This is a genomic window from Providencia sp. CIM-Carb-044 (assembly GCF_033901115.1).
In the GTDB taxonomy this organism is placed as follows: domain Bacteria; phylum Pseudomonadota; class Gammaproteobacteria; order Enterobacterales; family Enterobacteriaceae; genus Providencia; species Providencia hangzhouensis.
In genome coordinates, this window is the sequence record NZ_JAXADV010000008.1 from 13,313 (window position 1) to 28,009 (window position 14,697).

General features: G+C 42.0%; 15 protein-coding genes. All 15 read right to left on the reverse strand.

Going from position 1 to position 14,697, the window contains the following annotated elements; genetic code table 11:
• The 15 genes from tatA to ltnD all read right to left on the reverse strand — a co-directional run bounded on the left by tatA (position 1) and on the right by ltnD (position 14,549).
• The gene (gene tatA, locus SJ312_RS15560; RefSeq protein WP_004260812.1) at positions 1–282 is read right to left on the reverse strand and encodes a twin-arginine translocase TatA/TatE family subunit; all 282 of its coding nucleotides are present in this window, start codon (positions 280–282) and stop codon (positions 1–3) included.
• Positions 283–397: 115 nt separating this feature from the next.
• Positions 398–2,032 (reverse strand): ubiquinone biosynthesis regulatory protein kinase UbiB, encoded by a 1,635-nt coding sequence (gene ubiB / locus SJ312_RS15565; RefSeq protein ID WP_004260814.1) that lies wholly within the window; start codon positions 2,030–2,032, stop codon positions 398–400.
• Positions 2,019–2,672: an SCP2 domain-containing protein gene (locus tag SJ312_RS15570; protein WP_319868069.1), complete on the reverse strand. Its 654-nt coding sequence runs from the start codon at positions 2,670–2,672 to the stop codon at positions 2,019–2,021. The genes ubiB and SJ312_RS15570 overlap by 14 nt, the downstream gene beginning before the upstream one ends.
• Before the next feature lies 1 nt (position 2,673).
• A complete protein-coding gene (ubiE, locus tag SJ312_RS15575) occupies positions 2,674–3,429 on the reverse strand; it encodes a bifunctional demethylmenaquinone methyltransferase/2-methoxy-6-polyprenyl-1,4-benzoquinol methylase UbiE (protein WP_004260818.1) in 756 nt (251 codons plus the stop codon).
• A gap of 75 nt (positions 3,430–3,504) precedes the next feature.
• Positions 3,505–4,860, reverse strand: a complete 1,356-nt coding sequence (gene rmuC, locus SJ312_RS15580) for a DNA recombination protein RmuC (protein ID WP_110592463.1) — start codon at positions 4,858–4,860, stop codon at positions 3,505–3,507.
• 107 nt (positions 4,861–4,967) lie between these two features.
• A complete protein-coding gene (locus tag SJ312_RS15585; RefSeq protein ID WP_004260821.1) occupies positions 4,968–5,498 on the reverse strand; it encodes a DedA family protein in 531 nt (176 codons plus the stop codon).
• A 149-nt stretch (positions 5,499–5,647) separates the two neighbouring features.
• Positions 5,648–6,430: a tyrosine-protein phosphatase gene (locus SJ312_RS15590; protein ID WP_096865127.1), complete on the reverse strand. Its 783-nt coding sequence runs from the start codon at positions 6,428–6,430 to the stop codon at positions 5,648–5,650.
• Between the two features lie 274 nt (positions 6,431–6,704).
• Entirely contained in the window at positions 6,705–7,463 is a 759-nt protein-coding gene (gene udp, locus SJ312_RS15595) for a uridine phosphorylase (RefSeq protein ID WP_004260826.1), read from the reverse strand.
• Between the two features lie 289 nt (positions 7,464–7,752).
• On the reverse strand, positions 7,753–9,129 hold the full coding sequence (locus tag SJ312_RS15600; protein WP_094961394.1) for a GntP family permease: 1,377 nt from the start codon (positions 9,127–9,129) through the stop codon (positions 7,753–7,755).
• Positions 9,130–9,139: 10 nt separating this feature from the next.
• Entirely contained in the window at positions 9,140–10,099 is a 960-nt protein-coding gene (denD, locus tag SJ312_RS15605) for a D-erythronate dehydrogenase (RefSeq protein WP_004260834.1), read from the reverse strand.
• Positions 10,100–10,162: 63 nt separating this feature from the next.
• A complete protein-coding gene (locus tag SJ312_RS15610; protein WP_004260836.1) occupies positions 10,163–10,930 on the reverse strand; it encodes a DeoR/GlpR family DNA-binding transcription regulator in 768 nt (255 codons plus the stop codon).
• A 12-nt stretch (positions 10,931–10,942) separates the two neighbouring features.
• Positions 10,943–11,722, reverse strand: coding sequence for a 2-oxo-tetronate isomerase (gene otnI, locus SJ312_RS15615; protein WP_319868070.1), 780 nt, complete (start codon positions 11,720–11,722; stop codon positions 10,943–10,945).
• Positions 11,723–11,732: 10 nt separating this feature from the next.
• Positions 11,733–12,374 (reverse strand): aldolase, encoded by a 642-nt coding sequence (locus SJ312_RS15620; RefSeq protein WP_110592465.1) that lies wholly within the window; start codon positions 12,372–12,374, stop codon positions 11,733–11,735.
• Positions 12,367–13,644: a 3-oxo-tetronate kinase gene (otnK, locus tag SJ312_RS15625; RefSeq protein ID WP_110592466.1), complete on the reverse strand. Its 1,278-nt coding sequence runs from the start codon at positions 13,642–13,644 to the stop codon at positions 12,367–12,369. The genes SJ312_RS15620 and otnK overlap by 8 nt, the downstream gene beginning before the upstream one ends.
• The gene (gene ltnD, locus SJ312_RS15630; RefSeq protein WP_110592467.1) at positions 13,641–14,549 is read right to left on the reverse strand and encodes an L-threonate dehydrogenase; all 909 of its coding nucleotides are present in this window, start codon (positions 14,547–14,549) and stop codon (positions 13,641–13,643) included. The genes otnK and ltnD overlap by 4 nt, the downstream gene beginning before the upstream one ends.
• Positions 14,550–14,697 lie beyond the last annotated feature (148 nt).

Sequence of the window (14,697 nt, forward strand, 5' to 3'; positions counted from 1 at the left end):
TTAACCCTGCTCTTTGTTTTTGCTCTCAACTGGGCTTTCTTTCTTTTCAGCAGCCTGTTGTTCAGTTATATTTTTAGGTGCGAAGTCAGCATCTTGCTTTTCTTGTTCTGCTTTTGCTTTTTCGTCATCGTTCATTGCTTTTTTAAAGCCTTTGAGTGACTCACCCAAATCTGAGCCTAAAGAACGCAATTTTTTGGTGCCGAAAATTAAAATAATAAGTAAGGCAATGATAATGAGCTGCCAAGGACTACCGAAAGCAGCCATTGCAATAGTTGATTCCATTGTTAATACCTCTATATAGTTTTGGGATCAATTGTTATTAGATCTATTATATACAACCAACACAAAATACGGAAATGTTCACAGCCTTATAAACTTGTCGCAAAACAAAGTTTACTTAATTTCCGCCGGTTTTACACCAACCAAACAACCAAGACAGTGCACCTGCCACCATAAATACAATTCCAAACGGTGTGAGATTAGAAATGAGGAATAGAGTCCCACAGAGAATAAATGTAGCACCGATACCTAAAAGGTACTGAGATTTACGCTGCTTATTACGCTGACTTTTCAGTTGTTGAGTTAGTTGATCGATATTTGATTGTAAGTACTTATGCTGCCGTAATGCACCATAAATTAAATCCGGTATTTCAGGCATTTTTTCTGCCCAATAAGGTGCTTTTTCTTTTAATGCCTGAGTAATTGCAGGTATCCCTACTTGGCTATGAACCCAGTCCTCTAGAAATGGTTTTGCGGTTTTCCAGAGATCAAGCTGTGGGTAAAGCTGCCGTCCTAGGCCTTCTACATACAATAATGTTTTTTGTAATAATACCAACTGTGGTTGAACTTCCATGTTGAAACGACGTGCTGTATTAAATAAATTCAATAATACTTGCCCAAACGAAATTTCAGCTAATGGTTTTTCAAAAATAGGCTCACATACGGTACGGATAGCAAACTCAAAGTCTTCCACATTTGTGTCTGAAGGAACCCAGCCGGAGTCAACGTGCAGTTCTGCTACCTTACGATAATCACGATTAAAAAAAGCAATGAAGTTTTCTGCCAAATAACGCTTATCTTCTTTGTTTAATGAGCCGACTATCCCACAGTCTATCCCTATGTATTTAGGGTCCTCTGGATGATCGTAACTAACAAAGATATTTCCTGGATGCATGTCAGCATGGAAAAAGCTGTCGCGGAAAACCTGTGTAAAGAAGACTTTAACACCACGCTCTGCCAGCAGTTTCATATTCGTTCCCTGCGCTTTAAGCGCAGTAATATCGGAAACTGGGATCCCGTAGATACGCTCCATCACCATCACGTTTTCACGGCAATAATCTGGATATACCTCTGGTATATACAGCATGGCGCTATTTTCAAAGTTACGACGAAGCTGAATGGCATTTGCCGATTCACGGAGCAAATTCAGCTCATCGATCAAGGTTTTTTCGTATTCACGCACGACTTCTTTGGGTCTTAATCGCCGCCCATCTGGCAGCAAAGGAACCCAATTTGCAATACGATACATTAACTTAATATCAGCTTTAATAATTGGCAGAATATCAGGGCGAATAACCTTGATGACAACATCTTTACCATTTTCTTTTAACGTTGCGGTATGCACCTGAGCAATAGACGCAGAAGCTAAAGCTTGTTCATCGAAGTCATCAAACCACTGTTCTAAAGGCCCTTCGAGAGATTCCTCAATATAGCCTCGTGCCAGTTTGCCATCAAAACTTGCCACTTTGTCTTGTAATAATGACAATTGATCTGCGATTGCAGGTGGGAAAAGATCTCGGCGAGTCGATAGCATTTGGCCAAATTTGATCCAAACTGGCCCGAGTTCTTGAAGGGCGAGACGAAGCCTTTCGCCCAATGTTTTGTCTTTATGCTTATTTTTAATCCAAAAGAAACCTAAGCGACCTATTCTTAATGGTAACGTTAGTTTAGTTTTGGGGATTAACTCATCTAATCCGTAAGAGAGAAAAACCCGAATAATGAAGTAAAGTCGTTTTATTTCACCGGGTGTCATTCTTCTCCTCCAACTGGCTTAAACGTAGCTCAAGTGCACTCATTGAATTTTCTACTTGCTCAACTTCATCACTAAAATGAGCAAGTTCAAGCTGGCTAGGCGCCATCTTCCATTCTTCAATTATTGCGTCTTTGATATACGTTTCTTGCCGTTTTACTAAATGAGATGCAAGACAAGCACCTTTATTCAAGAACTTGCTAAGACCTTCGGCTGCAACATCACCAATGTAAGGTGATAGATAATGAGCAGGATTCCAAATTGCTAAGTCAAGTAAAGAAGACCAGTGCTGTACAATTTGCATATCCCCTTCAATCACGATATCACCACGATTGATAAGTTGAGATAATTGCTGTTTGTCTTTCAATTTAACTAGCGTAAAGATGGATGTTTTAATGGTACAGTCCGCAGGCTCAACCCACTGGCTTAACACATCAACATGATTTTCAGCAAAAACGAGTGTTAACGTTTTATTCAGTTCTTTAAGTTCAATAGCCATAACCTTGCCGGCCAAGCGCATTCTAGCTGGCTGTAGAACTTTTTCTTTAAACAACATGTGGTTAAGAGTGGTTTCCATCAATGCTGTTATCAAAGAATACAAAACTGTATTTTGATTTTCGGTATGTGTTGATGGTGCTTCCATCTTAGAATTTAAACCCTTTATGCAATGCGACAATTCCACCTGTCATATTAGTGTACGTCACCTGTTCAAACCCTGCATTTTCCATCATACCTTTTAGTGTTTCTTGGTTTGGATGCATACGGATTGACTCGGCTAAATAGCGATAGCTATCGGGATCATTAACGATCGCCTGACCAATACGAGGGAGTATATGGAATGAATAGGCATCATAAGCTTTATTCAGTGGCTCAATAATTGGCTTAGAGAACTCTAACACCAATAAGCGCCCACCCGGCTTTAACACTCGGAACATAGAGCGTAGCGCTTTGTCTTTATCGGTGACATTACGCAAACCAAAAGAGATAGTAATGCAATCAAAATAGTTATCAGGGAATGGCAGTTCTTCTGCATTGGCTTGTACATAATTAACATTACCAACAATGCCTAGGTCACGTAATTTCTCACGCCCCATTTTTAGCATTGAATCATTAATATCTGCGAGTATGACCTCACCTTTTTCACCGACTAAACGTGAAAATTTAGCGGTTAAGTCACCCGTTCCACCTGCAAGGTCAAGTACTCGTTGATTACGACGTACCCCACTCGCTTCAATGGTAAAACGCTTCCAAATACGATGGATACCGAATGACATCAAATCATTCATTAAGTCATATTTTGATGCTACTGAGTGAAAAACATTCGCTACTAGGCCAGCTTTATCTTCTTTGCCGACAGTACGGAAACCGAAATCAATGGTTTCTTTAGTTGGTTCAGTCATTTCTCTTATGCCTGCTTATCATTCAAACTTTTGTAGGAAGTGTAACAGTCTTTGGGCCAAAACCCTATCAGAAGTCTAAGATTCCGCACAATTAGACGTATCTGATCGCTCAACCAATTGGGGCTGGATAGGTTGTTTAATTTCGACCCCAAGCTCTTTAAAACTTTCCGCCTGGCTAATTAAATTTCCACGCCCTTCGGCAAGGCGTTTCATTGCCGATAGGTAAGTATTATTTGCTTTATCAAGACTGGTGCCTAAAACCTGCATATCATCCACAAACAAGCGCAGCTTGTCATACATTTTCGCTGCTCTATTTGCTATCTCCTGGGCATTTTGCCCTTGGCGTTCATACCGCCAAATATTATTAATTGTCCTCACCGCCACTAACAATGTCGAAGGACAAACTAACATAATATTCTGTTTAATTCCTTCATCAAGTAACTCGGGAGCTTCTTTCAAAGCCAGTAAATACGCAGGTTCAATAGGGATAAACATTAAAACGTAATCTAATGAACGAATTCCCGGTAACTGATGGTAATCCTTGCGGCTTAGCATACGCATGTGATTGCGGATAGATGCCACATGGTTTTTTAACGCCTGTTGCTGTTCATGTGGCTCTTCGCTATTGAAGTACTGTTCATAGGAAACCAACGACATTTTGGCATCAACAACCACATCTTTCCCTTCAGGAAGATGGATAATCACATCCGGTTGATAACGGTTATTATAACTTGTATTGATGCTAACTTGGGTTTCAAACTCACTTCCTTCACGTAAACCTGAGACTTCGAGGATCCTGGTAAGAATAGTTTCCCCCCAGTTTCCTTGAATTTTGTTATCCCCTTTCAAGGCTCGTGTCAGGTTAACCGCTTCTTTGGTCATTTGATTATTGAGCTGCTGTAATTGCCGAATTTCATAGGCTAAAGTGTGGCGTTCTTTCGCTTCTTCACCAAAACTTTGCTGAACTTGCTGACGAAAACCTTCTAATTGCTCACGAAAAGGTGACAGCATCGCCAATAGGCTTTTTTGTTGTTGCTCTGATGCACGACGCTCATTTTGTTCAAAAATACGATTTGCTAAGTTTTCGAATTGTGCTGTCAGCCGTTGTTCGCTATTTTGTAAAATTCGCTGTTTTTCTTCGTTGGCTAGCTGGTTCTGTTCAAAACGGGTTATTACCTCACGAAGCTCAGCTTCTTGTTCTCGGTTAATATCCCTTTGAGTGCGCAATTCTTGATCTAGCCTGTCATACTCTTCTTTCCATTGCGCAAGGTGGATGTTTTTTTCGTCACTTGCAGCAAGTTGGCGGTTGAGTTGTTGTAGTTCCTGATCTTTTTGCGCAATTTTTTGGGCAATAGAGAACCAAGAGGCTAAACCACCAACTAAAACGCCACTCAACGCACCAATAACAGCATATAAAAGAGAGGTATCCACGGTTAAATCCTTACTTTACAAAGTCTAGTGTAAGGTAATGGGATACTGTATAAGTGTCCAGAGGTAATTTAGCCATCGAAGAAAATTTTGCGAAGCACTTCGCAAGCTTAGCCTATCCAACTTGCGAACCATTTCAGGCCGAGCGCTCCCGGCGCTAAAATACCAAATGCCCAAATCATCGCAGAAGCAATATTCGCAAGTTGGAAATGCCGTTGTGGCATGGCGCAAATCCCTGCAACCAAGGGAACAATGGCTCGTAACGGCCCGAAGAAGCGCCCAAAGAAAATTCCCCAAATACCCCATCGGTCAAAGAAACGCTGCCCTTTATCAATCATTTGTGGGTTACGAGAAATCGGCCACATATGGCGTACATTTTCTTTGTAATGATAACCAATCCAATAAGAGAGCCAGTCCCCAAAGAAAGCACCGAGAGCTGCTGCTAACCATATTGGCCAGAAAGTAATATTACTTTCACCAATCAAAGCGCCAAGCGCGAGTAAAATAACCGTTGCTGGTAACAGGAGTGACAAAAATGCCAAAGATTCCCCAAACGCCAAAAAGAAAATAATAGGAAGCGCCCATACTTCATGTTCGCGTGTAAAATCCGTCACTATGGTGACAATTTCATTGAGTGTCACGGTCAGTTCCTTTCATTAGGGAATAATCAGAATACTGTAGCGAAAAAGTGGTAAATCAAGATTAAACAAAGCAGAAACATTTTTAGAAAAACTAAGTTGTGGATACGGAAAAATGGATTATCCACAACTCATCTTACTGTAAGTGAAACTTAGTCCAAAAACTGACTCTGCAGTGCTTCTCGTTGTTGCCTTCCTAAGCCAAAATCTTTTTCTAGCCATTGGTCAACATTGCCATAATGGCTTTCAATACTGTTTAGAGCCGTTCTTAAAAAGTCTTCACGTACCGAATAGACATACTCAAATTTTTTCACAATGCTTTCGTCCATCGTTTTTGCATGTTCTTCGAGTAAATGCTTGCGGTATGGTGCAAGTGTTTCATTAGTCAGTAAGTAATCTTCCATTACAGTGTCTAAATCTGCACCTAAAGCAAATAATACTAATGCGGACCCGACGCCTGTACGGTCTTTTCCTACCGCACAGTGTTGTACGATACCACCTTTTTCTGGCTGTTTGAGTAAATTGACCAATTGGTGATAAGCAGGATTGTTCAGTGGTAATAATTCATATAAACGGAACATAAAAGCTTGCGGGTCAAATTGTTCCAATATTTCTGGCGTAAGTTTATCTAAATTTGCTGTGACCTCTTTTGCTAACGGATTTGCTGGTGCATGCACATAATGCGCGCCTTGCCAAATGACATCAGGCTTATCTAAGATTTCAGCTTCATCACGATAATCAATGATTTGGAAAAGATTTTGTGAACGTAGAACAGCTTCGTCCTCTTGAGTTAATCGGTCTAACGCACCGGAACGAAACAGGACTCCAGGCTTGATCTTCCCACCATTAGCGAGTTTTTTACCACCAAGATCGCGGAAGTTAATACCGCCTTTTAAAGGCAAAACAGAAGGATGAAGATAAGGTGTTGTTGACATAATAATTCCTTTTCGCCCTACAGCTTTCATTCCAGTTAGCAATAAAACAAATGTAACCTGAACAATTTAAGGGCACATAATATTGATAATTGTTTTTATGACAATAACAGATCTAGCGAATAAGAGGATCAGAATATTTCCTGTAAATTGATTAACAATTGTAACATTTATAAAGGAAATGAAGAGAAATAAGAGGTATGTAAAAGGACTAAGCCCGCTTACTTTTTGTCCACAACCGAGTGAAAGTCAAGTAAACGGGCCAGTAAATCACGGACTACAGTAAGCGGCGTGCAGCTTCAACCACAATACTTAATACGTTACCTTCAGTTTTCTTCAGTAACGCTTCATTTGGAATTTCTTGTTGGGTACGATTTACGATAACACCCGCAACCATACCAGCACGTAACCCTTTACTACTAGAACACATAGTCAGCAATGTGGCTGATTCCATTTCGTAGTTCATCACGCCCATGTCTTGCCACTCTTTCATCGAACCTCTGAAATGACGCATCACACGGCCAGTATAGGTATCATAACGCTCTTGACCTGGGTAGAAGGTATCAGATGATGCAGTTACACCAACATGAACGGTTGCACCTGCATCTTTCGCTGCGGCATAAAGCGCATTGGTACAATCAAAATCGGCAACTGCTGGGTATTCTAATGGCGCGAAGTGTTGGCTAGCACCGTCTAAGCGTACTGCTCCAGTTGTCACTAAAACATCACCGACATTGATATCTTCTTGGATTGCACCTGTTGTACCAATACGTAAGAAAGTGCGAATACCAAGCTGCGCAAGTTCTTCGACTGCAATAGACGTTGATGGGCCACCGATACCGGTTGAACAAACAATGACGGCTTTTCCGTCAACCTCACCACGCCAAGAGGTGTATTCACGCAATGACGCAAGGTGTACAGGGTTATCCATCAGACGTGCAATTTTTTCAACACGGTTAGGATCCCCAGGAACAATCGCTACGGTCGCACCCTGTAAGTCACTTTTCTTTAAACCTAAGTGGAAAACGTCAGACATTTCAAACTCCTTTACACAATGGCATCATTAAATCAGTCAATACTGATTAATCGTTATTTATAATATAGCGATAAAGCCATAATTTTTTAGTGATGAATGTCACTTTTAATGAAAACAATAAAAGTTTGATTTCATCATTAAGTGATTTACATCACATTTATTCATTGGTTTTATTTCTCTTTAAAATCCATTGTCATCAGTATAGATGAAAGTTTGACATAACGACAAAAGCGCCCCTGATTGCTGGGCGCTTTGATTATTTGGCAGAACTAAAAGTAGTAACGCTATATTAGAGAATTACATCAAGAACGAGGACACCAACTAGACCTATTGCCCACGCAATGGTGGTCGGAATAGACCAAACAATGATTTGCTGTTTAACGTCCTTAATTCCCATCATTCTGTTCACAACCCAATACAGGCTGTCGTTAAAGTAACCGAAGAACAGAGACCCCATGGTTGCCGCTTGCGCTGCGACCAATAAGTTAATATCAGGTATTTGGCTAATGATTGGTGCAGAAATAGATGCTGCGGTAATCATTGCTACTGTACCCGAACCTTGAATCAAACGAACCAACGTCGCGATGATAAACGGAATCAATACAGGTGTAATTGGCAGATTTGCTACATGCTCAGCAAGAATGTTTCCTGTGCCACTATCGCGAAGTACCGCGCCTAATGCACCACCAGCCCCCGTAACAAGCAGAATAATACCGGCTGCTTGTAAGCCTTCTTCCATACGGTCGATGACTTCTTCTTTCGTTGCTTTTGGCATTAATGTGTAAACAGAGATCAACACACTAATTGATAATGCAATAATGGGTGCGCCTAAAAATTCAAATGTTTGGAAATACCAATTGCTTTCCATACCTTGGAAAGATTCTGTTTTAAGAATTAATCCATTAATTGCATTTATGAAAATTAACAAAATAGGCGTAATAATCGGTAAAAGCGATAAGAACAGGCTTGGTAATGGTTTATTCGCTTTTTCTTCCATATAACGAGCGTGAACTTCTTTCAGGTCTTCACTACCCGTTTCATCTGGCATAAATTCAGGGTATTTAGTCCCTAACCATTTTGCGTAAAGAACAATACCGATAACACAAGGAATAGCGAGGCTCATTCCTGCCAGGATCATTGCGCCAACATCGACACCAAAGATCCCTGCCACGCCTAAAGGCCCAGGTGTTGGTGGAACGGTGTGGTGTGTCACCACTAACCCACCAGCGAGTGCAACGCCTAAAGTTAGTATGCTACGTTTACCATTTTTGGCTAATGCTTTTGCCAATGGGTATAAAATCACAAAAGCGGAATCAACGAAGATAGGAATACTGACAATATAGCCGGTAATTGCCAACGCCCATTCTTCACGCTTTTTTCCTAACCATTTGATAAAGCTATAAGCGATCTGTTCAGCAGCACCTGAAACTTCCAGCACCCTTCCCATCATTACCCCGAGTCCGATAACAATACCGATGCTACCGAGTGTTGACCCAAAGCCTTTTGTAATGACTGTCACTGTCTCTGCTGCGGTCAAACCACCGGATATACCCGCGATTGCTGCGGCAATTAGCATTGCTAATAACGCATGAACACGCGTTCGTAATACTAAGAAGATCAGGACAAATATGGCCACTGCGAGGCCAATAATAGGAATATAGGACATAGGCTATCTCCTACTTAGACGAACCGTGGTGGGTGATAAACGAACGGATCGCATCACCAAACGAACCATCTGCACGAAAACCGAGATCCAATGCTCGGCTGATATCAAATTTGCCCGGCCAGCTCGCCACAATACGGTTAATGGCTTCATCAGGCTCAAAGCGAATAAGATCCACAGCTTCTTGGCCTGCAACATCACGCAGAGCATCGATCATACCTTGGACGGTAACAGTGATACCTGGCAGGTTCACAGTGCGTGATTTACCAAATTTTTCAGCAGGGATACTGACCGCATGAATAAAGTTGTTAATCACAGTTTCAGGGCTAGATAACCATAACGCGAGGTCAGGGGAGACAGGACAAACACTTTCAACCCCATTTAATGGCTCGCGAATAATGCCACTTGCGAATGAAGAGGCTGCTTTATTGGGTACACCAGGGCGAATGCTAATAGTCGGTAAACGCATCACTCGACCATCAACAAAGCCTTTACGTGAATAGTCATTCACCATCAATTCACACATGGCTTTTTGAGCACCATAGGACGATTGTGGGTTAACGACACACAAGTCTGTGATGACATCAGGTAGCTCACCACCAAACACAGCGAGGGAGCTGGTGAACATAAATTTGATTGCAGGGTTCTTGGCACGAGCGACTTCCAATAATTGGCGAGTGGCTTCGAAGTTAACCTTCATACCCAAGTCAAAATCACTTTCAGCATGGCTACTTACGATAGCTGCAAGGTGGAAAACCACGTCGGTTTGTGCATCAATCAGTTTATCAGCCGCGCCTGCTTGCGTTAAATCTAACGCGACGCAACTGACTCTGGCATCTTCAACCGGTGATGTAGGGCATTGAATATCGGCTAAAACAAGGTGGTCAAATTTTAAACCCTGGCTATTTTTAAGCAAAGCAGCGGCTAGCTGCTGGCCCAGAAAGCCTGCGCCACCAGTAATAATAACTTTCATTGTAATTCTCCTTGCTATAGCCTTTTAACTGGCTATGCAGTTTTAGGTAAGATTATTTATGTTTTATGTCTTGATTAAATGAAGTTTTATGTTTTGTTCTGTTATCCGCTGCACCACATCAGTTGGCAACTGATCATCACAAATGATGTCGTGCAATTGATTCAATGGGCAAACACGAAACATGCCATATTTGCCGAACTTACTACTGTCTGAAACCAGCACACAGCGGCGAGCAACATCCAATAGCGTTTGTTTTATCTGAACCTTTTCCTCATGCGGGGTAGAAACCCCGTGCTGCAAATCCCATGAACTGGTGCTGATAAAAGCAATATCAACATTGAGGGTTTTCAGCATCATCGCAGCCGTATTTCCTACACTAGAATGGTTACGTTTATCCACCAATCCCCCGGTGTGGTATAGGTTTAGCTGCGACTTATTCATTAAGTACTGCATAATCGAAAAATCATTAGTGACAATCGTTAAGTTGAAACGCTCGCCGAGTACGCGTGCTATCTCAAAGGTAGTTGTTCCCGCATCGAGATAAACCACTTGCCCATCTTCAACTAGTGAGCTGGCAAACTGGCCAATTTCACGCTTATGGCGATGATGTAACCGCGCTTTTTCACTCCAAGGTAACTCTTGGCGCAGCACATCATTTAACTTAACGCCACCACTAATACTGAGTACCTTCCCTTCTTCTTCTAACATCCGAATATCACGTCGCACTGTCATATGAGAGACATTCATTAGCTCAACCAAGTCACTGATCGATACGGTTTGATGTTCATGCACGTAACGGTAAATAAAATCACGACGCTCAGAAGGGAGCATAGGTTCTCCTAATTATGAATTTGCTTGTTTAAGCCAGCCTAATCCATCTTCGGTGCGGCCTGCAGGATGGTATTCACATCCTAACCAGCCTTCATACCCCATTTCATCCAACTGCTTAAAAATCCATGGGTAATTGACTTCACCGCTATCCGGTTCATGACGATAAGGAACTGACGCTATCTGAATGTGACTAAATTTACCCCATAAACGTTCAATTGTTTTCAATAAATCACCTTCCATAATTTGGCAGTGATATAAATCCAACTGGATAAATACATTTTCACGAGCAATTTCAGGTAGTAATGCTTCAGCTTGTTTTTGTGTCGTCAAAAAGTATCCAGACATATCGCGGGTATTGATGGGTTCGATAAGCACACGAATACCGTGCTCAGCCATCACATCCGCCGCATATTGAATATTTTTGATATAGCATGCAGTTTGCTGTTCAAGTGTATAGTTTTCATTCACTTTCCCCGCCATCGCATGAACTTGTTTACAGCCTAAGGCTTTTGCGTATTTCAAGGCCGTTTGTACGCCTTCGGCAAATTCTTTCTCACGACCTGGGATCGAAGCCATACCACGCTCCCCTTGTGCCCAATTTCCCGCTGGCATATTAAACAGAGCTTGTGTTAAATGGTGTTTACTCAGCTCACCCGCAATGACATCGGCATCTTCTTCATAAGGGAAGAGGTATTCGACACCTTTGAACCCCGCATTTGCAGCACGTTCAAAGCGCTGTATAAAAGGCACTTCGGTAAACATCATGCTTAAATTTGCAGCAAATTTAGCCATTTTCGCCTCGCTACTTTTGTGGATAACGACTTTCGAGCTGTTCAACTTGCTCTTGCGTTAATGTTGTAAAGCCATGTGGGCGTAATGTGATATATAAGCGAGCTGTATCTTCTAACTCTTCTGCATTGAAGAAAGCTTGTCTTAACGTTTTGCCACCCACGACCGGACCATGATTTGATAGCAATACCGCATTATGTGTCGGTGCTAATTTTGCAATTTCCTCACCAATTCGGTCATCCCCCGGTGGCAAGTATTCAATCAATGGTAATTTCCCCACTCGCATCACATAATAAGGTGTGATGGGAGGTAAACAATTTGTTGTATCTAACCCCGGTAAGCAAGACAACGCCGTTAACCAAGGTGAGTGAAGGTGAACAACTGCTTGGCAATCAGGGCGTTGCAAATACATCGCCATATGCATAGAAACTTCTTTTGTCGGCTTATCACCCCCAATCCAATTGCCTTGTGCATCGAGTTTACTCAGTTTGTTAGGGTCTAAATCACCAAAACTGGAGTTTGTCGGTGTCACAATAATCGAACCATCAGGTAACCGAGCACTAATATTTCCTGCACCACCACTACTGTATCCGCGGTTAAACATTGATTTAGCCCAATCGACTAACTCTTGGCGCAGCGCCTTTTCATCACTCATTAAACATCTCCTGTGCAAACTGGAAGAAATTTTCTTGGCCGAAATTACCTGATTTCAGCGCCAACCAGTTACCGCTTGCTAAATCCTGTACCCATGGCACACCAGGGGCAATTGGTGAACCAATACTTAATTGTTCTGTTCCAAGGCTTTGAACCACTTTTCCTGAGGTTTCGCCACCCGCAATAATAAAGGTGTCATACCCTTTCGCTTGCAACAGTGCGACAACTTCACCAAATACCTTCTCGACCGCGAAACTTGATTCCGCTGCGCCATATTTTTCTTGTGTCTGTTTCAATAATTCAGGTGATTGAGTGGCATAAAGCATTGGCGCTAAACCGGTTAGTTGCTGTGCTTGCACCCAATCAGCTAATGTTTTGGCATACTCTGAGTTATTTAAACATTCACCCACATCCAACATTTTTGCAGGAGCAACTTGCTGATAAGCCTGCACTTGTTTGTTGGTCATTACCGAGCAACTCCCCGATAAAACAACCGTTTTTCTGTTTTTACCTGTTGGTTTTTCGCCACGTTGTGTTGTGCCGCCCCATGGGCATTGGCTATCCACATTCGCTAATGCAGCGCCGAGGCCGGAGCCCCCAGTTAACAGTGGCATGGCTTTAACCGCTTGTGCGATAGGAAGCAAATCATCCATCGTTAAGCTATCAACGACCGCGTAACTCACACCTTGTTGAGCTAACTCGGCAAGCTTTTGGCTAACAACGTCACTGCCTTTTTGAATATCTTCAAGTTTGACTAAACCTGCTTTACCTTTTGATTGTTTTTCCATCACACGCAATAAATTTGCGTCGGTCATTGGGGTTACAGGGTGATGCTGCATGCCACTTTCATTAAGTAGCTGGCCATTCACAAATAAATGACCGTGAATAACCGTTCTGCCGTTCACAGGTAACGCTGGGCAAACTAATGCTAAATCTGTTCCCAGTTGTGCCATTAATGCATCTGTAACGGGGCCAATATTGCCTTTTTCGGTTGAATCAAACGTTGAGCAATATTTAAAGAAAATTTGCTGACAATTTGCTTTCTGATTCAGCCACTTGCACGCATTGGTCGATGCACTAACAGCTTCATCGACAGGACAAGAGCGGCTTTTCAAACTGATCACTATCGCATCAACATCTTCTGGTACTGGTGTATTTTCATCAGGTTCATTCAATAGCTGAACAACCTTCCAACCGTTTTGCACCATAAAGCCTGCAATATCTGTCGCACCGGTAAAATCATCCGCTATTACGCCTAACTTCACTGTCATGCTTTTTTCTCCGGTAAAGTAATACCTTTAAATGTTTTGATCACCGCGCTGTCATCCTGCTGACCAAAGCCTTCATTGCTCGCTGAAATAAACATTTGATGGGCTGTTGAAGCAAGTGGCAGCGGGAAATTTAATGCTTTCCCTGTTTCCATCACTAGCCCTAAATCTTTGACAAAAATATCTACTGAGGATTTTGGCGTATAATCACCGTCTAAGACATGTTGCATACGGTTTTCAAACATCCATGAATTTCCAGCTGCATGGGTAACAATGTCGTACATTACGTCAAGGTCAATACCCGCCTTGGCGGCTAAAGCCATGCTTTCTGCGGCAACAGCTATATGCACCCCAGCTAATAACTGGTGAATCGTTTTGACGGTTGAACCTAAGCCGACTTCATCCCCTACGCGATATAAGCGCTCAGAAATAGCGTTAAATACAGGTGAAAGCTGCTCAAATAGAGCTGGTTCACCTGAAGCCATTACAGTCAATTTCCCTTCAGCGGCTTTAATTGAGCCACCTGAAATAGGCGCATCTACAAGCGGTAATTGATATGAGGCAAGGCGCCGAGCGATATTTTTAGTTTGTTCCGCAGCCAAGGTACTGTGCAACACAATAACCGTACCGGGGCGTAGTTGTTCAACTAAAGGCTGTTCACCCGAAAATAAAATGGCTTCAACTTGACGACCATTAACCACCACCAGCAACAAAGCATCAATTTCATGGGCAAATTCCGCTGCATTTTGCCCCACTGCAATTGCGCCTGCGTTAAGTAGGCTTTTGCATGCACCTTGGTTTAAATCAAATCCATAGGTAGGAATGTTATTTTTTATAAGAGATTGTGCGATCCCCATCCCCATAGAACCTAGGCCAATCACGCCAATTTTATTAACGAAATTTCCCATAATGACCCCTGATGTTGTTAATCTTCGTGACTGTTGTGAATTTTCACACAATAAAATTCACAAACACATGACTAATATCACATTTGAGATAATATAAAAAACAAACAATAAAAGCATAACTAATTGAATTAAAACAAAATAAATAGAA